General features: G+C 59.5%; 4 protein-coding genes. All 4 read right to left on the bottom strand.

All coding sequences use genetic code 11. The features are described from left to right. Positions 1-1,264: hypothetical protein (locus WC891_08965; protein MFA5868064.1), on the bottom strand; the 1,264-nt coding region annotated here is incomplete at its 3' end. A gap of 126 nt (positions 1,265-1,390) precedes the next feature. Beyond that, a complete protein-coding gene (locus tag WC891_08960; protein ID MFA5868063.1) occupies positions 1,391-20,485 on the bottom strand; it encodes a DUF2341 domain-containing protein in 19,095 nt (6,364 codons plus the stop codon). Between the two features lie 27 nt (positions 20,486-20,512). After that, entirely contained in the window at positions 20,513-21,547 is a 1,035-nt protein-coding gene (locus tag WC891_08955) for a cytochrome c3 family protein (GenBank protein MFA5868062.1), read from the bottom strand. Between the two features lie 40 nt (positions 21,548-21,587). Continuing rightward, positions 21,588-22,676, bottom strand: a complete 1,089-nt coding sequence (locus WC891_08950) for a cytochrome c3 family protein (protein ID MFA5868061.1) — start codon at positions 22,674-22,676, stop codon at positions 21,588-21,590. Positions 22,677-23,009 lie beyond the last annotated feature (333 nt).

Here is a 23,009-nt window from a genome sequence, read left to right as displayed (position 1 = left end):
CGTCCTCGTCCGTCGAGTAGAACCTCGGGCAGGACGGGTAGCCGCCGATGTACGAGCCGGCCTGTCCCGGCATGAAGTTGTGGCAGTTGTAACACCAGTTCAGGTCGGCCGGGTTGTCGCCGCGGGGCTTTGTTAACATCATGTATCGACCGCTCGGCGCGCCGTGAATCGGGGTGATTTTACAGCTGGCGCAGCCGACCTCGTCCAGCGCGATGGGCCGGTGCCACTGGCAGTTCTTCCAGTGTTTAGCCCGCGACGGATGGCCTTTGCCCGGTCCGAAATATTTGATGTCGTGGCAGACGTAGCAAACTATGTTATCCGTCCGCACATACCAGGTCATATTATATGTCCGCTTGGTGTATCCCGGCAGGCCGGGCGCGCCGCCACTATAGATGATCGATCCCAGATAATAACCTGTCCTGGTGATTATCGGTTCTTCTGTCGGAGCGCGGCGCTTCAGGATGTACTTTTCATTGCTGCCGTGCGGCCCCTTGACCGTGGTCGAGTCGCTGGCGTGGCAGTCGGTGCACTTGATGCGGGAGTCGGCGCTATAGCCCGGCATGAAGGTTTCGTTGAATGTTCGGCCCTCGGCCCAGGCCAGCGTCTGGTTACCGCTCGTCTTCCCGTGCGCCAGAACCGGATGGAAACCGGCGTTGTTCGGATTGAACTCCATGGCGATATCCGTCTCCGCAACGGTTATGTGCGTCGGGTCTGGCGATTGGTCGTTAGGCACATAGCTTCTGGTCGTCCAGTCAAAGGTCAGATCCCGCCCATATGTCGTCTTGTAGCCGGCGAAATTGAACGCGTATGAGCTATGGCATTTGAAACAGAGCTCGTACTCCTTGACGACCGAGGAAACGAAGGCGTAGGGCGGCGCCTCTCCGGCCGGCACAACCGGTGTTCCGGCTTTGTTCCAGTAAAGGGGCTTGACCCCGCTCACGTTGGCCTGGGTGCCGGCGCCGAAGTACGAACCGAGAGGCGAGGGCGCTCTTGTCGCCGAGTGAGGATCGTGGCAATCGTTGCAGTTGGCGTGGCGGCGGTCGATGTTGCCCTGAAAACCGAGGCTCGGATTATACTTGTAGCTTTCCGTATCGGAGTGCTTGCCCGCCGGCGCGAAATGAGAAAACGTCTTCTGGTAGTCGGTATAGATGTTCTGGTATTCGATGCCCAAGACCGACGAAGAGAAGATTAAAGACAGAACGATCGCCGCCGCCCCGGCGGTGACTATCCAAGCCAGTCTCTTCTTGCGGATATCGCTCGTCATTGTCCCTCCTCGCCCATTATTATATCAATCCCACACCCTTGGCTCCTGTTACTTCTCGACTCTCCCTCGACAAGCTCGGGATCGCTCGAAGAAGATTATTAGCTGCCCTCCGCTCTCTGCTCTGCGCTACTTCGTCACCGACCCGTCGTGGCAGTGCAAGCAAGCGCCCTTGTGGACGGTCCCGTTCGCTTCGGTATAGTCTTCCGGCTGGTGGACCAGCCGGTCGTTGTCGCTGGCGTGCGGATGGTGGCACGTCGTGCAAGTTATCTTAGTGCTGGCTTCCTGCGAATCGCGGATATAAGGCGCCAGGTCGTCGTGACACGTGCTGGCGCAGTTTCTCTTGCCCTTGAGCGGGTCATAAGGCGCCAGATACAGGTAGTGACCGACGCGCGGCACGGTGAACCGGAAGGCGTCGATATCGACGCGGTAGCCGCCGCTTAGCGGATTCTTGTCGCCTACGACGATAACGCGAATCGTATGGTTAAGCGTCGGGTCTAAGCCGGACCTGGTGTAGACGGCTTGCGTCCAGAGATCGGCCGCACTGTAGAGGTCGAAACCTGACTTGTTGTTGCCGACGTCGCCGGACAGCGCAATCTCGCCGTCCGTTATGGGCACGTTATCAATCAGGATTCTGGCGTAACCGTAGCTCACGCTCTTCTTGGTCACAAATGTAACCGAGCTGCCCTGGAACGTGAATTCAAGCCAGGCGAGCGGCGTCGCGCTGTAGCGCGCCGCCCCGCCATCGTACAGATCGTCGACTACGGTCGTCCAATCGACGGGATCATTGACGGTTACGCCAGGGAAATTCTCCTGCGCCGTGTAAGCGTCGCCCAGGGTATAGCCGGTCCGGTCGAAACCGTTGGCGCTGGGCGTCGTCACCATAGCGGGGTATTTGATCGTATAAGGCACGATCTTGGACGACGTGTGCGTTTCGATAAGCACCCGGCCCTTCCGGTCGGCTTCCTTATGACAGGCATTGCAGTAGTCATTGATAGTCTTACCCTGCATCCGCTGATCGGACCAGTATTGTTTGATGTTATTAGGGTTGGTGATAACCGAGGTCGAATAGCCCTCGTAGACATGCCGGTCGGTCATCGCCCGCTGGCCGTGGCAGCTGGTGCACTTGATTGTTGCTTCCAGCATCGTTAGACCGTGCTTACTACCGCTGCCCCTGACCGCGTCCAGATCGATGACGCCCGAGCCGACTACCGGCATGATGTCGATGATGTGCCTGGTGCCCTCAGTCAGACCGGTCTTGGAGAAGACCAGCGTATTGGTCCCGGCCGGGAAACCTGCCAGATTGACGGCCGGAATCTGCTCGACGCTGTCCACGAAAATCCTGATCGTGCCCTTGCCGGCTCCGGTCTCGCAATAGACGTTTACATAATCCGAATCGAACCCGTAACGGGCCCCTCCGGGCAGTTCGGTGGCGCCGAAGCTGGTTCCCGGTTCGGTCGCCGCGTACTTTCTCACCCTCGCGTTGTCCAGCTTGAAAGCCTGGTTGTAGTTGGCGAAGGCGACTTTCTCCGGACTGTTCGTGCTGTATGTGCTGTTGTAATACTGGGCGTAGTTCTGCGGCGTGTCGCCGTGATAATAGATCGCTCCGGTCGATTTGACGGTGAATTTCTCGTAGTTCCAGTCGACCGCGCTTAAGGTATGGAGTTGGTCGCCGCGGCTTGCGCCGTCTTCATATACCGCCAAGCGGTTACCGCCGCCGTCATAGATATTGTAGCCGGCGTAGTTCAGATCGGTGTAGCTGATGTTGGCCGTGGTGTTTTTCACGCCGATCATGTTATAGTTGCCGCCCGTGTATTTCTGACTGACCTCAAAGATAAACGGCCTTGCTAGGTTGGGTACGCTATACATGCCGATGGTTCCCCAGTTGGTAGGACCGCCGCTGACGTTAAGCGTTCCGCCGCTTTCGGTAATGTAGTCGCTCGCGTTATCCTTTTCAACCCACTTAGTGGTCGTGTTTATCGTCCCGTCGTTGAAGTCGTCAAAGAAGTCGAAGACATTGTCGCCGTTCCCCGCGTCGGTCGCGCCCGGGTTGTTGAAGTACATGAAGATCTGCTTGGTCGAGGCGGCCAGCAGATCGACCTTGACCCAGACGATGGCCCGGTTGGATGCGGTAAAGGTCTCGATCCAGTAAGGCAGAGATGTCAATCCGTTGGAATCGGTGAATCTCAAGTCGGCGAAGTCGGTTCGCATCGCGGCGTCGTAACCCACATTCAGCTTGACCTGGTAACCCGACATCGCCCCGCCCGTATTGTTGACGGTCACAGACTGACGTTTACCCCAGTTGGTGTTATACCAGTCGGCGCGCGGGCCGACGAACTGCTTCGTGCTGCCGCCCCCGTACTGCGGACCGCTTAACGTTGTCCAAATGCCGGAGTATTCGATTCTGGCGCTGGTGTCTTCGACGTAGCCACTGTATTGACGGTAGACATTCCAGCCGTCGCGAGAATAATTGGCGATGCGTCCGTGACACATGTAGCACAGTTCCTCTTCGCCCGAGGCGTTCTTGTCGTACCATTGCTGGCCGTGGTACCCGTGGCAGTACAAGCAGCCGTTGGCTGTCCCTTTAAGAAGCTCGCCCAGGGTGCGCCCGTCGGTAAGCCTATAGCTCGGATTGGTCTTAAGGTCGCGCCATTCCGCCCTGATGTCCTGCCATCTTGGCGTAATCGTCGTCGGATTACCTTTGACCTGGCCGGTATTCTCCTGGTCGAGCGACTGGTCGTTCATACCGCCCATCAACGGATTGTGGATGGAGCTGTAGTATTGCGTATGGCTGCCGCCCGGATCGTCGGAACTGGACCCGTGGCAGGACAGGCAGAAGGCCTCGGTCAAGACCCGGTCGTCCGGTACGGTGTACTCGGCCGCGCTGCCGCTCTTATAGAACCGGCGATATCGGTTCTGCAGCATACCCGGGACGTTAACATGCACCTGGTCGAAGCTGGCCTTGGCGCCGAATGTGCCCAAGCTGACGTTCGATCCTTTGTAGTCGCCGGTAACGAGCGTATGTTTAATGCTCCCGACCAGCGTGTCCGTAATCACGTCGTGACCGGTCGGCAGATCGCTCTTAGCCACCGTATACAACTTGGCGTTCAGCGTCTTGTTCTCGTCCAGTTTTACCTTGATCCTGTAAACGGTGCCGGGCGTGATGGTCACGGACTGCGTCCGCTCGGACACGACCGAACCGTTCAGCATCAGCTTATATGTGTTCGTATCGGAATCAAGGATAAACGTGATACCGTTGCCGGCCGTTAGGCCGTTGGCGGCGATTGAGTAATAGGCCTGGCCGCCGGCCTCGTCGAACCGGACGATTGTCGAGAAGTACCCGCCGGTCGCGGCGATGTTGATACCGGTGTCGAAGGTGGCCAGAGAATTCACAACTTTGTTCGTCTGGGACAGCTCGACGTGCGTCGCGTTACCGGTCGCCGCCCAGTCGCCCGTACCGAAAGTCCAGGTCGGCGGTTTTGTCAAACCGGTGATCGACCCCAGCGGAATGCTGTCAAAGTTCTCGTAGCTGGCCTTTTCCGTGTTCAGGTGGGGATTGTGGCAATCGATACACGACAGCGCCCCGCTCGGCCAGACGTCGTCTTTGACGCGGTGCAAACCGTTCGGCGCGTAGTCGAACTCGGCCTTGGTCGGCGTATTGGAGCCGGTACCGTCATGGCAGGTGTAGCAGGTGTCGGCTTCGTAAGTCCTCTTCAAAAGGTTCTTGCCGGGGCCGGTATGTGTTCGATGACACATGACGCACTGGTCGGAGTTCGCGCTAAAAGTCTTATGCGGCAAGGTGCTGTTGTAGGTTTGTTTGGTGCCGATCGTCACCTCGGCCACGTTGCTGGCGTTGGACGGAATCAGCGAATCGTCGTAGGCGACCACCTTATAACAATAGGTCGTGTTCTCGGCCAGGTTGCTATCAAAAAACTTTGTCGTGAAGAAGGTGCCGGTGACCATGGCCACGCCGATCTTGTTGCTGTCGCCGGGCGTGAAGTCGTACGGGCCGGGGATGCCGCCCGGTTTGACGACCCGATAGACGCGATACTCGGCAACCTGCTGGTTATCGGTCGACGGGTTCCAGGCGAGCTGAACCGAAGTGGTCGTGCCGGCCCTGGTGGCCGTCAGAACGCTGGGCGTCGTCGGCGGCTGGGTGTCATACAAACCGGAGATGCTGCCCTTGGCCGAATAATTGCCGACCTGGTCGACTGCCCTGATGTAATACCTGACATTCGTATTCGGCGTGAAGGCCGTATCGATGGCGTTACAGGCGTGGAAAGCCCGGAACGTTTCCGGACCGTTGCCGAAGTCCTTGGTAACAAGCTCGCTGTCGGCCGACTCAATGGCCACACCGTCCGGGTACTGCATGCCCGTCGTTACCGGCGTACTGCCACGATAGAGGACGTAGTAGTCGGTACCGCTGCCTGGGTCTTTGACCGGCGTCCAGGATAACAGGATGCCGCCGCGGCTTCTATCGGCCATCGCCCGAATGCGGGGCACGGGCGGTGGGTCGGCGTCTACGGTCACGTACGAATAGTTGGATTCCTGGATGTTCCCCGCCCCGTCGAAGGCGCGAGCTTGCAGGCCGTGCCAACCGGGCGGCAGAGTGACCGTCGCCGACCACGCCGTTGTACCGGTCGCCGACAGCCAGGGGCCGACGGTCGGAGCGAAGTTGTCGACATTCTGAATCACCCGGTATTCGACCTTGCTGACGCCGCTCGCGACACCGTTCACCAGGTCGTCGGCTGAAGTACCGGTGACGGAGACATTTGTGCCGCTGGGCAGGAAAGTCATATTGACCGGCGTGGTGATGATGCAAGCCGGGGTGTTTCGGTCGATCATGACCGGATACTGGCTGGTCACCTTGTTACGACCGACTTTATCGTAAGTCGTCAGTCTGATCCTGTAATTACCGTCGGCGCTGGCCAGACTGATATGGTCGAGGTTGAAATCGACGTTCGGGATGTCGCTCGGGTCGAACCTAAGCTGGTATACGGTGCCCGCCCAGAAACCGGTGGTCGGCCAGATCTGGCTGTAATCCATAATCGGATGAGCTTTATCGTGCTGCGCGTCGCCGTCCACCCAGACCTTGCCCAGACTCATGTCGACGGTGTATTCGACCCACTGGCCCGGGTTAATGACCGGCCATTTGATCATCCGACGGGATTCGCCGAATTGACCGGCGCCGGTTCCCGACGGATAACCCCACTCGTCTTCCTGCGACGTCGGTACTTGCTCGCCGATCGGCAGGTTGACTCCGTTGACCGTCGGATAGGTCGCGATAAACGGGTAGCTGTATTTCCAGAACAGCTTGGCGTAGCCGGATGCGTCGCTGACCTTCATTCTAATCTTTAGGACCTTTGTCTCGTTACCGTTTATGGTCAGTTTGGCGGGTGTCTTAATATAGTAAGGCGCTGTGCCGGTCGTCCGGCCGTTAAAGCTGCCGCCGCTCACACTGATATTGGTGATACCCTGTTGCGGACTCCAGTTTTCAGGGTCGCCGTCCGTCTGCCAGTCGAAGATCGGCGTCCGCGTCGGCGCCGTCCAGGTCCCGAGATTGCCGGCGGATACGGAGCTCAGGCCGGTCGCAATGGGAATCCAGTTGTCCGCCGCCGCGCCGTAGCTGAAGTCGACGATGTAACGGTCGAAGTTGGTGTCGTCGGCCGTGCCGTTGACCGGCTGGTCGGTCGTAAAGGCGCTGTTGGCCAGAGGATTGGTGATCAACGAAACCGGGTCGGTGTTATCAACGGTAACGGTCCGCGCGGCTTCGTCGCTCAAGTTACCGGCGCCGTCCGTCGCCCGGGCCGAGATGGTGTTGCTCCCATCGGGCACCGAATTCGTCACCCAGTCATAGGTCCAGCTGATCGAGCCGCCGGTTTCAAAGGCATCGACATTGATGTAGATATTGTTGGCGGCCGGATTGGACGTGCCTGTCGAGGTAACGGTCAGTGTATGCGTCCCGGGCGTCGATAAGCCGGTTTGGCTGAAGACCGTCTGCTGGAAGAGGGCGATCGGGGCATAGAGATCGACCGTTATCGGCGCCTGCGCGTCCACCTGCACCGAGGCGTAACCCTGATCGGGGCCGCGTTTAGCGATCAAGTTGACGGCCGTGCCGGTAAAGGTATAGGTCACCGAAGTGCTGGGAACGCTAGTCTCCCGCAATGTGCCGTCGCTGGGCTCGGGACCGGTATAGGTCGTCCAGGCACCGGAATAGACGGCGGAGGCGACATCCTCGTTAACACGGGATGTGCCGATGGCCGTGTTCCAAACGCCCGAATTGACCTTGAGCTCCACCTTGCGCACACTGGCGTTCGCGTCGGAAGCCGTGCCGGTGACGGTCTTCATGTTTGTCGCCAGCTGGCTGTTGTCCGGCGGATCCGTTATGACGACGACCGGTTTGGTGTTATCGACGTTGACTGAAACGGCTTTCTTCAACACGTGCGCGTCGGTCCAGTCACTCGCCGTATCGGTGATCGTCAGACGCAGCGTATAGGGACCGTCGGTTAAGCCGATCGTATCCCAGTTCATTAGCGATGTGTGCCAAACGGTTATGTCTAAGAGCGTCGCCCCGTTACCGTAGAAGCTGACGCGGTACTGGATATACCGCTTGCCCTGCTGTCCGACCGGGATAACCGTGCCGCCGGAGTAACTGGAAGGCGCGCTCCAGAGAGTCCAGGTGCCGTCGGGCGCCGGGACGTTGCCGGTCCTTGTCTCCACGGTTATGTTGGAGCCCTTCGGTACGTTCTCCGTCCACGAGATGAGCCGCCAATTCTGTGCCGTCGCGCCGTCGAAAACGACGGAGGTCATAACACCGGAGTTCTGGTAAGAATCGACCACGCCGAGGCTGACGGCCGGTTCGGTAGCCGCGTACTTCCTGGCCAGCACCCAATCCCAACTGGTCGAGGTCGGCTCGCTGTAGACATCGTCGTAGCGTGTGCCCAACGCGATCCGCTCGCCGGAAACCGCGTTGGTGACCGTCTCGTCTCTTTGGACCGTACCGGTGGTATCGTTCATGATCTTATAGCGGGCCCGGAACTGCGTCCGCGGTTCTACGGTCAGGCGGTACCAGGTATCCTCGACCATCAGGTTGCCGATGTTTACCCAGTTGCCATCGTTGCGGTAGTGAGTCGCACCCGGATAATGCAGAATGCCGAACGCGTTCGACGAAGACCCGTAGAAGCCGAGCGCCGATATGCCGTTCGGTGGCAGATAGGACGACATCTCGCGGGCTTCCAGGACGACCGGATAGCTGAAGGTCGCATTGGAGGTCAGACGACCTCCGGTCGTTGTAGCCTTAAGCTGACTGCGCGCGCCGGCCTGCAGAAACCCTAGCGCCGCCGTGGTGTTCCACCGCGAGGCGTCGATGGTCGATCCGGTGTCGAAACCGTCGAAGAAATCGAATGTGCCGGCCGGGTTCTGGGCGTTGGGGGCGCCGGCGTTGCCGTAATACATATAGATGATCTTATTCGAGCTCGCCGCGACAGAGGACACCTTGACCCAAACGGTCGCGGAGGTTGAAGCCGTATATTTCTCGATCCAGTAATTCAGGAGAGTCTGACCGTCAGTGTCGGTAAACCTAAGGTCGCTGAAGTCGGTTTTCATGCCGGCCGCGAACGTTACCGGCACCTGTATCTGGTAATCGGTCAAAACCGCTGTGGAACCGGTGTTATTGACGGTGACCGGCTTGCGTGAACTCCAGGCGCCCGACAGCCACTTGATGTTGCTGGAACCCAGCTGGACGTACCCGGGATTTGTCGTTATGACGTTGGCGTCTCTGGCGTAATACTGATCGGACGTCGTACTAAAGCTCACCGGATTGGTGTTCGGGTTGACCGCGTTGTTCCATGTCGTCTGGACATTGCTCTGGCTTAGGACGGTTTCGGTGCCTGTATTCCCTATCTGAGTCCACGGACCGGCGCCGGCGGCGTCTTGCCGTCCGGCCGCCCATTCCAGCTTATACTGGCTGAACAGACCGTTTGTGCTGGCGGCCGCCCGCCCCATTACCGGGTAAGCACCCGCCACGTGGGCATTGGCCATCGGCAGATAGATGGCCGCGTCGACGTTGGAAGTTGTGAAGCTCCAGTTGATGGCGGCTATCGACCGGCCGGCCTTATTGTGGATGCCGGTCGCCAGAGAGGCATTGTGTATGTTCTTGGTCAACGGTCCGGCCAGGACGAACGTTGCGTAGGACGTCAGTATCTGGTCCGTATAGATGACGCCGGCCGGTGTGACCGCGCCCCCGTCCAAAAGAAAATTAGCCGCCGTAACGCTTGGCGCGTACATCAGGTCGTCGAAATATGCCGTGATATTCTGCGAGCAGTCGACGTTGGTCGCGCCTGACACCGGAACCGTCGAGGAAACAACCGGATTGCTGTTATCGATGAAGACGGATTGCGGCGTGGTATAAGTGGTCAGGCCGGCCTTGTCGGTAACGCGCAGCCGGACCGCATATGACGTATTGTCCTCGGTGCCTTCCGGAACGGCGATAGTCGTGTTCCAGGCCCCAAAAGAAGCCGGCGGCACCTTGGTCGAATTGGTCGCAATCAGCGTCCAAACCGCCGCGCCGGTCCGTTTATGCTCGACGGTCCAGTTGGCGATATTGGCGTCCGGCGCCCAGCCGTTGGTGTCGTCGGCCGTTCCGCCTAAGGCCACCGTCGCCCCGGTAACGTAACCTGTGTTGTTGCCGTCCAGGTTCAGCAGGGTATTGAGGGATGCCGTTGGCGGCGTCTTGTCTATGTATACCGGGTCGGCCGTGGCGACGACCTCGTTGCCGGCCCTGTCGGAACCGGTGACCCTGATCCTATATTGGCCTTCCGTCATGTCGACGACTCGCCATGTTTCCAGGACCGAGTTGGTCGGAGTGTATCTAAGGGTGATGTCGTCCAGCGACGGGGACGTTGCCCCACCGGGCCCCGTCATCGTCAGGCGGTACTGAATGTAGCGGGCGTTCGGGACGGCCGGCGTAGGCGTCGGAATAGCCCCGCCGTTGGTCGCCGTCTGCCAGTTGCTGGTGATGGTCGAATCCTCCGTCGAGAAAGTGCGCGCCGAACTGACACGGGTTTCCACGGTCAGCGTCGTGCCGCCGGGCGTCGTCGCGGTCCAGTTGATTGTGCCGGTCGTCGCGCCCGGACCCATATCGAAGACACGGGACGTGTAGGTGCCGGACGTAGCCGATTCGTCGCCTGCGTTGAATCTGTAAATATTCGTGCCACCCTGCAGTTTACCCATCCAGATCTTCCGGTTGAGCGGGTCGTATTGTCCGTTGACCTCGAACTCGTCCCAGGCGCCTTCGTACCACTGGTTGACGATCTCGCCGGAGGTCGTACCATTCAACCCTGTACCGATCCGGGTGACCCGGGAGTTGTCTCCCGGCCACGTGCCGTTCCCCCAGTAGTACGGCGCGCCGACATAATAGTAATAAGCTTCGATCGGGTAGATATAGAAGCCGTCGGCGATAAACCCGTAGGTATTATAGGCCGTGAAACCACCCATGACCGTCGTAAATTCGCCGACCTTGATGAAGTTGTTCTGTGAATCGAAGATCCTGACCTTCCAGTCGGTCGTGCCGTTGGCGCCGATCGTGTAGACATAGCGGCCATCGGTCGTCACCATGACATCGGCTCGCTCGGCGTTCGTGTTGGCCATAGTAAGATCGGTCGCGCCGTTCCGTTTAAGCAGACGATCGCCGACGACCGGAGCGGTCGGGTTCTTGGTCCAGGCGACGCCGTCCGCGGAGGTCGCGTAACCGACGCCCGCCCAGCGCAGACCGTCATGGCCCGTGTACCACATCTTGTAGGTCGTCCCGTCTTTGATTGCGCTCGGCCGGACCGCGTGCGTCGTGTCGAACGTATTGGCGGCGCCCAGGTTAACAACCGGGTTGCTGCCGGATTTTGTCCAGGCCGTGGCGTTTGTCGATTCCGCGTAACCGATCCGCCAGTTGGTGCCGTTGAAGCCGTTGTACCACATCTTATAAGTCGTCCCGTCTTTGATGACGCTCGGCGCTGAAGTGTGGGTGCTTTCCCAGCCGATTCCCAGCGGAACAACCGGGTTGCCGGCGTTCTTGGTCCAGGTAATACCGTCTGTTGACGTCGCGTAGCCGATCCGCCAGTTGACGCCGTTGGAGCCGCTGTACCACATCTTGTAATCCGTCGGCCCCTCCTGCAGGACGCACGGCCCCAGCAGATGGGCGCTGTCGAAGTCCGCCGGTGCGCCCAGGTTCATCACCGGGTTGCCGGCGTATTTCGTCCAGTTGATGCCGTCGGTCGAGGTCGCGTAGCCGGTCCTGCTGTTGGCGTGGTCGTCGCCGGAATACCACATCTTATAGGTCGCGCCGTCCTTGACGACGGTCGGATAATACACCGCGTTATCGTCCCAGCTGCCGAAACCGCCCAGGTCGAGTACCGGATTAGGGTTCTTGGTCCAGGTCACGCCGTCGGTAGATTCCGCGTAGCCGATCCGCCAGTTGGCGCCGTCGTGACCGGAATACCACATCTTATAAGTCGTCCCGTCTTTGATGACCGTTGGCAGCCCGGCGTTGACGTAATCGAACGTTCCGGGGCGGCCGCGAGGTAGCGGAATCGTGTTACCACCCATCTGGACGTACTCGATGGCGCCGGTCGTGACGTTCTGGCGCTCCAGGGTGTTGCCATCGGTCGTATAACCGTTATAGACGTATCCGTCCAGGTAGAAGGCGGAGACGCTGTCCGCATAGATGCCCGCGGTCAGCTGACCGTAATTGGTGCCCGCGGTCGTCCCGCCGTAGCCCGTGCCTACTTTATTAAACGAGGCCGGCCCGGCGTATCCGCCATAGCGTTTGACGTATACGTACGAGCCGTCGGTCGCCACGACGCCGGAACCGGAGCTGTTGAATCCGGCCGCGACGAAATTGGTTTCCAGCGAGGCCTGGTTGGGATACTGGGCCGTCGACCCGCGCCGTCCCAGCATGACCTTTCCGTCGATCGCCCTCGTGCCGTTGAAGCCGGCGGCCGTGTCGCTCTGGGCGGGATCGGGTTTGAAATCGAGATTAGTCGTTTGATAGAAACCGTTGCCGACGGATGTTTGCGTCGCGCCGATCTGCGTCCAAACGGCGCTGCCGTTCTTCTGGTATTCGACTTTGTAGTCCTTGAAGTTGGTGTCGGTGGCGGTCCCGGTAATGCCGACGTAGTCGGCGCTCAAGTAATTATTAGGCGCTTTCGGAAAATCAAGGGTAACGTTCGGCGCGACATTGTCGCCATATACCGTAATCGTGTCCGGAGTTGTCTCGGCCATACCGGCCAGGTCTGTCGCTCGTGAACTTATGGTATAGGTAATGCCGCTCGCGAAGATGTTCTGCGGAGTCGTCTGGTTAAACGTCCAGGTGGACAAATGACCGCCGGTACTGTCGGCCCGGACCCATGTTTCCGTGACGGACCAGCCGGCGCCGGTCCAGTAATTATTGTCGGAACCCCGACGGATACGAACGTCCACGGCGCCGATACCCGGGAAGACGTCGGTTGCCGTACCGGTAACCGCATTGTTCGCTTTGTAATATATCGTGTTTACCGGGATGTATGTGCTGGTAATGATAACCCGGCCGCTCCGGCCGCTGGTGGCGGCCGCGCCGCCTGCGCCCGAACCTAAGTTCTGGGGATCACTTGAATTAGCTTGGACGGCTCCGCTGCCGGCTGTGGTGGATGCGCCGCTGACACCGGCCCCGTTGATATATCCTGAACCGCCGCCGCCGCCGCCCATGTCGTTCGGTTCCAGATAGGCGCCGCCGCCGCCGCCGTACCATCCGCCGCCACCGCCGCCGCCGTAAGAGTTGATGCCTGAAGTACCGCCCGTGTATTGAGAACCCGCTGTGCCGTTATAGGAACCTATGCCCCCGGCGCCTCCGGCCGATTGCGTGCCTCCGCCGCCGGCCGCCGTAGGCGTATAAGACGACCCGTTCAAACCTGAGCCGCCGCCGCCGGCCCCGCCTTGCTGTCCATTGGTAGCGCGGCTCGCCCCGCCGCCGCCTCCTCCTCCGGCCGTCAGTAGATCTGTCGCACCTGACCGGATAGCGGACCGTCCGCCGCCCTGGGCTCCATATCGGGCGTCACTTGACGTAATCTGGCCGGGTCCGCCGCCGCCGTAGCTGTAGGTCAGGCTATGGGCGATGGTGCCGTTAACGCCGCCGCCGCCGACCATGACAGTCAAGACTTGTCCCGGGGTCACGGCTATGTCACCCGTTGTGTAGCCGCCGCCGCCGCCGGCAAAACCGTAGTTCCAACCGCCCGCGTTGCCGCCGCCGCCGCCGGCGCCCCATTCCTTCACGTTGATCGAATATACTCCGGCGGGAACAGTATAGGTTTGATCGGCGCCCGTGTAATCAAAAACATTTGTCGTAACGACCGGCACTATGGGAGGAACGTCTATAGTCGAGTTCGGTTCTGTCGTATTGTTCACCGTGACGGTTACACGCGCTTCGAGAACGTTATCCGGCGTCCAATCGGCCGGGTCGGCGATCGTCGTCAGCAATCTGATCGTATAGACGCCGTCGGCAACCGAAGTCGTGTTCCAGGTCCCGAGCGGCGTGTGGTAGAGGGTTATGTCGCTCAAGACCGGTGTCCGGGTGGCCGTCGCGTTGCCCTTCAGATTGATCTTGTACTGGATATAACGGGCCGTCGCGATACCCGGCGGGACGACGTCTCCGCCGGCGACGCTGCGCGGATAGCTCCAGTCGGTCCAGGTAACGTTATCCGCGCTTGTCTTGACCTGTACGGTGACATCGGTACCGCTGGCAATCGTTTCCGTCCAGGCCACGGCACCCCAAGTCACACTGCCGCCGCCATCGATCACGGAGCTCGTGACGCTGCCTGTTGGTTCGTAAACGGATTCGTCTGTTATGCTTACCGTCGGTTCGACGGTAGCGTAGTTGCGGGCGAAGATCTGGCCGGCGAAATTGGTCGTGTTGACGGTTTTCCAGGCCTGGCCGGGGACCATAACGCCCATTTGCGCTTGCCTGCCCGTGTTGTCGCTGTTGTTCTGACGATACTCCAGCCAGACCGGAACATTGGCCGCTAACGTGTAGTAGGCGGAATGGTCGTCGAATTGGGTGCCGACGCCGTGGTTGCCGTACCAACCGACCAGGGCCGTATGAGTCGTATCCGTGTCGGCGGTGTTCTTGATGGCCTCGGAGGCCGCGTCGGAGTTGGTGCCGAACTTATAATTGCCGCCGACGGTCGGAATAAACAGAAACTTGTACTGCGACGTGTAGTAGTCGCTGCCGCCATACGGATTGACGGTATGGTCCACCCGGTCGACGTAGCCGCTTCCATATAAGCCGTATCCCGTCTCGCCCATCAAGTTGACATATGTATCAAAATCGGCGTGGCTTTGAATAAAGTAATAAGGTGGTGAACCGCTGGACACGTTGTTGTAGAAAGTCCTTAAGAAAATCTGGTTATTTAAGAAGGTGTTGGCCGCATTGCTGGTCGTAGCCGCCGCCGGGTTGCCGTAGTACATATAGACGGCCTTGGCCGCCGCCGGGGCGACGTTCGGTACCTCCACCCACACGGTCGCGCTGACACCGATCGTATAGCTTTCCACCCAGTAATCGATCAAGCTGGTCTTGTCGTAGTCGGTAAACCTCAAGTCGCTGAAATCGGTCTTCATATCGTTCGTCCAGTTGACCGTAAGCTTAACCTGGTAGTTATAGAGGGCGCCGGGGTTCGGGTTGGTTACCAGGATCCGTTTGCGCGCCAGCCAGTCCTTGTTATACCAGCCGCCGGTCGCCGTGGCTTTGGCCAGTCGGATAGCGCCGAGATCGGAGGTCGCGTCGATGCCGGTTGACTGCCAGAACTTTTTGTACCCCGTCAGCGTGGTCACGACTTCGGGGGCTCCGCCGCCGCTCGCGCCGCTGGACCAGTCGGTTTGTGACAAAATACTGCTTTTCTGGGTAGTGCCGGTTGCTCCGGCGATATCAAGCCAGGTGGCCGGCGTACCGCCGGCGCCGTACTGCAGCTTGTAGTATTTGGCGTTGGTGCCGGTCGCTGCGCCATGAATAGGAATAGTCCCATAGACGGTATTGCCGGGATAAGGCCAGTCGATGGACGCCGAGATGTCGGAAACGTACCAGTACCACTTGTAGGGGACCGCCAGGGAGTTGCCGGCTTTATCTTTAATATTTACGGTTACGGTAAGCCTGTATTTCTTAGTCGGCACAAGTGTGGTTGTCGGTATGATATCGACGGTCTTGGTCCCGGCATTGTAAGAGGCCGACAGCAGGCTGACGCTCGACCAAGTGCCGTCGTCCTTAGCGCCGCCCGGTACTGGGTTCGCCGATTCCAAAGTAAAGTTGGTCACGCTGTTGACCGTCGCGGCCAACATGTCGTCGCTGAAAGTTGCGCGCATCGGTGTTTCCGGCGCGACCAGCGGAGCGGGGGTGTTCGGATCCGGGTCGTCCTGCGGCACCGTAGAAACGACGGTCGGCGGAGTGCTGTCCACCTTCACCGTATAGCCCGAGCTCTCGACGACGCTGCCGGCCATATCCGCAATCTGGAATTTGACTTTGTTTTGCGTCGCCGAGTCGCCGGCAAAGGTGAACGCGGTCGTCGTCAGCGTTTCCACTCCGGTGCTGCCGTCGACGCCCGTCCAGGTGGTGTTAAGCCAGGCGCTCCAAGTCGCGCCGCCGTCGGACGAATAAGCGAACTTTGCCGTCGAGCCCCGCAAGCCGGAGACCGCGCTGGGCACGGCGATGTCGTCCTGGATGGTTATAGTGCAAGTCGGCGACTTGGTCTGGCTCCAGCCGTCGTAGACCGCCGCGTAGCTGAAACCCTGCCAGTTGTACGGGGCGTACGGGTCGTACCAGAACTCGTAATCGGTTTCCGCGGTGCGGTGTTTCGGCTCGTAGTTGTTCAAATGGTCATAAGTAAAAGAATTGCTGGCGGTGGCGGTATAAATATTATCGTAGCCGATCACGTGCAGTGTCCGTTTGCCGACGCCCGGGAAGGTCGTCGAGCCGGTCGCGCCGCCGGCGACACTCATGTTCAGCCAGTCGTTGCCCGGGCTCGCGTCCCAAGCCCAGCGGAATCCCTTCGGCCCGGAACCCCCGGTCGTATCGGTTGTCCAGATCTGAACTGTTTTGTTCGTGTTGTACCAGGTCAACGGGGCGACGGTCCCGTTGTTCTGGTTCAGTGTCGGCCCGATGTTGTCTTGTGTCGACGACTGGGCTCCTGAATACGTCGATTCGTTGCCGGCGTAGTCCTTCGCTTTGACCCGGTAGTAATATATCTGCGCGTCGGATAGGCCGGTGAACTGGTAATAAAAGGCGTTGTTATAGATCGGCCAGCCGACATAGGTTGTCAGCGACTGCCAGGTGACAGAGTCGGCCAAGCCTGCCGTAAAGCCGGCGTCGGTCGCCCGCTGGTAGAAATACGTGCAGGCTCCGTTATCCAGGTTGGCGTCCGTGACGACAGTCCCGTACTCGGTGTTTGCCGTGCCTTCCGTAAAGGCCGCTTCGCCGAGGTCGGAACCGTACCAGTACGACTGTTCGGCATAGATGGTCGGTACCGGCGGCGGCGTCGCGTCGATTTTGAAATCGGAATAGTGGTTGGCCTCGACGTTGCCGGCCAGGTCGCGGCCGCGGTACCAGAGTCTATATTTGCCGTCGGGCATCGTGCTACCGGTACTTAAGGCATAAACGCCGTTGACGTCGGGGGCTCCCGTCGGGGCTTTAATGGAAACCGGGGAAGCGGCGTAAGCAAGTTGCGTCCAGCCGCCGGCCGGCGCCGCCGCGACGGCTTGCGTCGTCCAGACATACCAGACGGCCCCGCCGTTCATGCCGGAACCGGGGACGACGTCCGCCGCGCTGATCGTAAAGGACGGCGCGGGCGCCATATACCAGCCGTTGGTGCCATTCGGGCTGCCGGGCACGCTGGTCGTCGGTTTGTCTGAATCCCAAGTGCCGCCCGAAGTGACTTCCGCGCCGAGGTGGCCGGTTGTCACCGGAATGTTCTTAACATCGTCGGTCGCCCTGGCGTGAATGGTTATGGAGGTTCCCCGCGGCAGGTTGGTATTATCGGGGCCATCGTAATACCAGGTCGCGCTAGGCAGGCCTCGACCGGTATCGATGGTTGCCGTCGGCCAGGAAGCCGGCAGCGCGTTAACCCAGGCGGCACCGGTCCAGTACTGGTGCGGCGTGGTATCGTTGCGTTCGATGATAACCTCGACCTTGTCCACGCCGGAGATGTCGTCGGCCGCCGTACCGAAGATCCTTTGCTGGAACCAGCCGCCGGTGGCCGGGGTTATGACCGTGGTCGGAGCGACGGTATCGATATGCACGTAGAACCGGTTCATGTGGTCGACTTCCTGGTCGATGGGATAACCGGTGCGGTCAAGGTTGATGTTGCCGGCCTTGTCTGTTCCGGTAATTCTCACGGAGTAATCGCCGGTTGGCAGCCCCGTCGTATCCAAGGTACCCATTGCGCCGGCCGGGTTGAGTTGATTGGCGCCGCCGGCGTGTCCGCTCGAGAAGCTCCAGGCGCCTCTGGTGTCGTTTACATCCGTGCAAGTCGTCCCCGCCTTGAAGGTCGACCCGATCTTGTAAGTCGATCCCGCCGCCGCGGTCAGCGTGCCACTCAGGGTGACGTCGGCGGCCAGAGTCCTGTCCGACCCCAAGGTGTAAGGTCCGGTGCCGGTCCAGGTGCCGCCGATGGCGTCCCGGTCGGTTGCGCTCGAGCACACGGTGCCGGCTTTCAGGAAGGTGCCGGCTTTTAACGTAGAGCCGGCCGCCGTGGTTAGTGTGCCTTGGACGGCATCCACCACGGTCGTCCGGTCGGCCGATAAGGTATAGGGTCCGGCGCCGGTCCAGGTGCCGCCGATCGGGATATTCCAGCCGGTCGTATCACCGGCGCCCTTACGGCCCGTTCCCCACTCAAAAGTGTATTTACTGAAGCTGTTGCTGCCCAGAACCGTCGCCGGCAGCGTCAGAACCGACCCCGCGGCCACGACCACGGTGCCATGAATGGTCGTATTGTTTAATATTGTGACAGGCGCGGTCAGAGTATTGCCCGACCAAATACCTCCGATTGCCGTCCGGTCGGACGCGTTGGCTGCCGTCGTACCGGTGTTGACCGTCGTCCCCCAAGCCAGGATGGAGTTGGCGACCATACTTAAGGCGCCCTGCAGGGTCACCTGTCCAGTCAGCATCCTGTCCGCGGTCAGATTGTTGCCGGACCAGGTGCCGCCGATGTTCGTTCTGTCGGTCGCATCGGCGTCGGACGAACCGCCTTTTACTAAGGTTCCAACCGGGGGCATGTTCGGGTCGTAGACGATTCCGGTCAGACCCCAACCGGTGGAAACCGTATTGTCCCAGCCGTGGCCTTCCAGAGGCACGGTCACGTTGGCAATTGTTTTAACATTGTCTGCAATGACCGCGACCTGCGCTTCGTCGCCGATATTGCCGGCTAAGTCAACCGTCCTTGACCGGAAGACATAATGTCCATCGTCAGCTGTCATGCTGTCCCAGAGGTAATACCACTTGCTGAAGTTCGTGCCGCCGCGACCGGAATCGTTTTCCGCCAGATCGGTGAAGTCTCCCGTGACTTCATCGTAGACCTGCACGACGTTGATATCGGACTCATAACTCGGGTTGGTGCCTTTGCCGGCGTCGCCTTCGATCCGGTAAGCGCCCCGCACATATTCGTCGGTGACCGGTTTAGTGACCGCGGCTGTAGGTTTGGTCATGTCTACCGACAACAGCGTGTTGCCGTAGTTGGCCGGCCCGCTGCCCCAATTGCCTAAAGCCGACTTGCCGTGTACCCAAAAATCGTACTGAGCCTGGTCGTAGGATTTTACGGTCGCGCTCGGTATGTTGTAGTAAACGATCAGTGTCGATGATAAAGCCGGCGGCGGAGACGGCAGGATCGGGTCGCTGGAGAAGCCGGGTGGTTCGGCCAGCATGGCGGTACCCGTGCCGTTCTGCAACCCGGTCGGCATCGTCGCTTGTTTAAAGAACTCCGCCTGACTGATGTTGTAACCGTCCGGATCGTCTATAGTCGCCCGGAGGCGCAGATTCGTTACCGCGGTCCGGTCGCCGGTCTCGCTGATTATATAGTCGCCGTTGGTCGGGAACTGCGTCGTACCGGCCGGGAACTCCACCGTCGCCCCGCCGGAGATAACCCCGGCGAAACCGATCTCGGTGACCGTCGGGGTGTTCGGCGGATTGTAGAAATACGGATTGGCGAAGTACGGGTTAGGCTCGGCCGCCTCTTCCTCGCCCGAAGACTGGAAATTGACCGTCGCGCCTGTTACCAGGGACACGTCGCTCTCGGCACGTCCGATGGTGATTGCGCCTTTCTTGCCGGCCAGGTCGGCCGGGCACGTCAGTTTGACTTCAATCTCGTAGACGCCCGTGCCGCGCCATTCCCCGCGTCGGAATCCGAAATACGGGACTTGCTCTTCCTTAATCCGCCCGTATTCGGCTTTGATGGTCCTTCCGGCGCTGTCAAACACGACAGGTGGTAGCCACTTGGCGACTTCTTCCGGTGTGGCGGCGCGGCCCTTAAACATCCTTGAACCGGTTACGGCGTCCCTGGCCTGACCGATAAGTTTGACTCGGAAGACAACCGTTTTGACGACGGCCGCCGGTTCGGGTTGGCCTTGCTTCCATTCGGGTACGTTTAAGGAGAGCTTATTGATTTGGGCGGGCGCGAATTTTAGAACGGCGGAATCCGGCTCGCTACCCGCGTTTAACGTAGTCGTGGCGGTCAGCTTGTAGGCCTCTCCGGAGGCGTCGTCGCCGGTGTCGGCACCGCCGCCTTTATACACGACCTTCAACGTATAGACCGGCGCTCCGGCGCCACCTACCCAGTCTTCCACCTGGACAGGTACTGTATATACACCAGTACCTTGGCCGGCTGAATCCTTTATCTCTTTAACCTTGGCCGTGTCCACACTGAAGAAACAAGGGTCGCCGTTCGTCGCGGTCAAGCCGTTGGTCGGGATAGAGAACTGTCCCTGATCAACGCCGTAAGTCCGGCCGGTGACCAGCTTGCCTTGCTGGTCAGTGAGGACGACGGTGATTTCTATCTTACCATCGGCCGGCGCGGCGGTGGCCGTATCGACATGGATGTATTCGACCGCGCCCGACTGACCTTGTCCCGCCACCCAGGTCGCGAACATATCCGTGCTGCTTAAAATAAATAAGACAAGCAGCCCCAGAACGAATGCTATGAACTTTAGTGGGTGGGCCTTAGCCATTTTAACCACGCGATGTCACATCCTTCTTTATATGTTCGCGTGACAGTTCGTGCACACGCCCCGTTGCGAGCGCCTTAACAGCGTGCTGCCAACAGGAAGCTGCCCGCGCTCAAGCGCATCCATAGCCGCCTGGGTGCTCATCACCGCGTCGGTTCCGTGTACCCGATGGCAAGTCAGGCAGGACATTGTATTATCAATATCACTGCCCAGACCGCTAGGACGGTTCAATGGAAGGTCGGTAGTCAAGTCGTAGTGAAGGCCGTTAACCGGGTCGATCACCCCGGTAATCATCGAGTCCGTGTTGTGGCGATACCGCATAACGTTGCCGAAGATATCGCCGGCGTCGTACGTCCCGGTGTCCTGTCTGGTCGTATAGCGGCTGTGACAAGCCGCGCACCACTGATCCTGCCCCGCTTTATAGTTATTAGTATAACGCTGGATGTCGGGCACGTTGGAGTCGAAATCTCTATCGGTGTAAGCCCGGTAGCCGTTGGCTTGGTAAGTCTGCTCCGTCTCGTTCGCCCACGGACCATTCCAGGTCACGATCTTGTCGGAGGTCACGCCGTTCGGCCTCACACGAAGCAGCCGGTACTGGCCCAGGTGCCCCTTGTCCATGTGAGGGGTGTGGCAGGAAACGCACTTTAGGGTTACCGTCGCGCCGCCGCTCTGGTTCGGCTCGGCGCCGAACGGTACGAGCGGCGTGTCCATCGTATGCTTGGACGTCGTCGTCGAGACGTTCTGGATGTAGTTGAAGCCGCCGCCCAAGAGGTTCATGTTCGGGTCGCCCCACTGATGATCGGGTTCGCCACCGGCGACGTATTTGCCGTTCATGACGTCGGTGTCCGCGCCCACGCCCGACCAGTGGCAGGTCTGACACAACGCCGTGCCGGACGGATCTTTAATAAGGTTGCCGGCCGTGGCGGTATGGACCCGATGACAAGCGGCGCAAGCGTCGGGATTAGCGGCGAAATCATCGTGCGGATTCCCGGCCAGGGCCACGCTACCCATAGCCAGATAGAACGCTATTAAGCTGATCCCTATCGCTATTATCCGCTTCGTCATCTTAAGTCACATCCGCCATGTTCCGGATAATCCTCTCGGTTTAGAAATTGTGGCACTCGCCGCACAACTTACGTCCATCGGTTCTCAAACTAAGTCCGTCGGCCCCGGTCGGCAGGCTGCCCCGGTCCGGGCCTAAAACGGAAGATCCCTCCATCTTGGCGGCCGTGCCGTGCGCCGCGTGACAGGTCAGACACGTCAATCGATCGTCCGCCGTGCGCCCGTTGCCGGTCACATCCTCCAGCGGCAGATCGGTGTAAAGATTATAGCTGGCCCCGTTGACCTCGTCGGTGCTGCCGGTAATGACCTTATTGACGGCGTGACGATAGCGCGCGGTCGAGCCATAGATGTCACCGGCGTTATAGACGTCGGTGGAAGACCAGCCACGAGTCATATATTTCTGGTGGCACTGCGCGCACCATTCACCCAGGCCGGCCTGATAGTTTCTGGTGTACTCTTGCTCGCTATTGAGGTTGCCGGCGGAGAAGTCGGCGATCGTATACGCTTTGTACGTCCCGCCTTGGACGGTCTGGGTGGCGTCGGTCCACGGCCCGTTGTAAGCGACCGCAAGGTCGGAGGCCGCGCCGCCCGGGCGCTGCCGCAGCAGTCGATAGTTGTTGTTATAGTGCGGCGTATGACAATCCTGGCAGCCAAGAGTGTAGACCGCTCCGTTCCCGCCGTATGGCGTTCCGGTAGCGCCGATCTGATGGCTGCCGGTTACGGCTTGCGTATTATCGATGTACTGGAACCCGCCGCCCAGCAGCAGCGCACCGGAGGCTCCCCAGGTATGAGCGGCGGCGGGTCCCAGACCTTCTATATAAACACCTTCCATGACAGCGGTATCTGCGCCTTGGCCTTTAGAATGGCAAGAGACGCACAGACCGGTCGTGGAAGACACAGGCAGAAGCTTTTCAGTATTGGCTAAGTGTAACCTGTGACAGGAGGTGCACTTGTCGGTATCGGAGCTGAACGGTCCATGAGGGCTGTACCCGTAGACGGGGTGAGACAGGAATAAGACCATGGCTAGCGCCATAGCCGCTGCTAGAGCCAGATAAGCGAAAGCAAACCTAAGGGTCATGCCCTCAGGTTCTACTTTCATGATATTGGCCAAGTACTTTGCTCCTGCCTTCATTCTCCGCTCCCTGCTTCAGCGTTGAGTTCAATCCTTCGCTGCTGGTCGCCGGACTGCCACTCTTTGCGTTTAGCAGGCCGCGGAGTTCTATTTATTTTATCGGTAGATTTGCTACAAACCTTGAAGGTCAGCATGCCTTCAAGATACTTCAAAAAGCTTTTTCAATACGCATATATATTGTATCTGTTATCTCATTCAAATCTTAGTATAACCGGTCCGCTTAAAGCGTAGCCTTTGCCGTCGTCGCGGACGATCGCGGCGAAGGCGGTCTCAACCCCCACGACGAGCACGACGTCGTCGGGGTATCCGGTGTCGCGCTTGCGGGCGAACTCG

The organism is Actinomycetota bacterium (assembly GCA_041658625.1).
In the GTDB taxonomy this organism is placed as follows: domain Bacteria; phylum Actinomycetota; class JAHEXW01; order JAHEXW01; family JAHEXW01; genus JBAZZW01.
This window is presented reverse-complemented; position numbering and strand designations above follow the sequence as displayed.

Excerpts from the sequence above, each read along its gene's own strand:
- WC891_08960 (MFA5868063.1), bottom strand. The coding sequence starts at position 20,485 with ATGGCTAAGGCCCACCCACTAAAGTTCATAGCATTCGTTCTGGGGCTG.
- WC891_08950 (MFA5868061.1), bottom strand. The coding sequence starts at position 22,676 with ATGAAGGCAGGAGCAAAGTACTTGGCCAATATCATGAAAGTAGAACCT.
- WC891_08955 (MFA5868062.1), bottom strand. The coding sequence starts at position 21,547 with ATGACGAAGCGGATAATAGCGATAGGGATCAGCTTAATAGCGTTCTAT.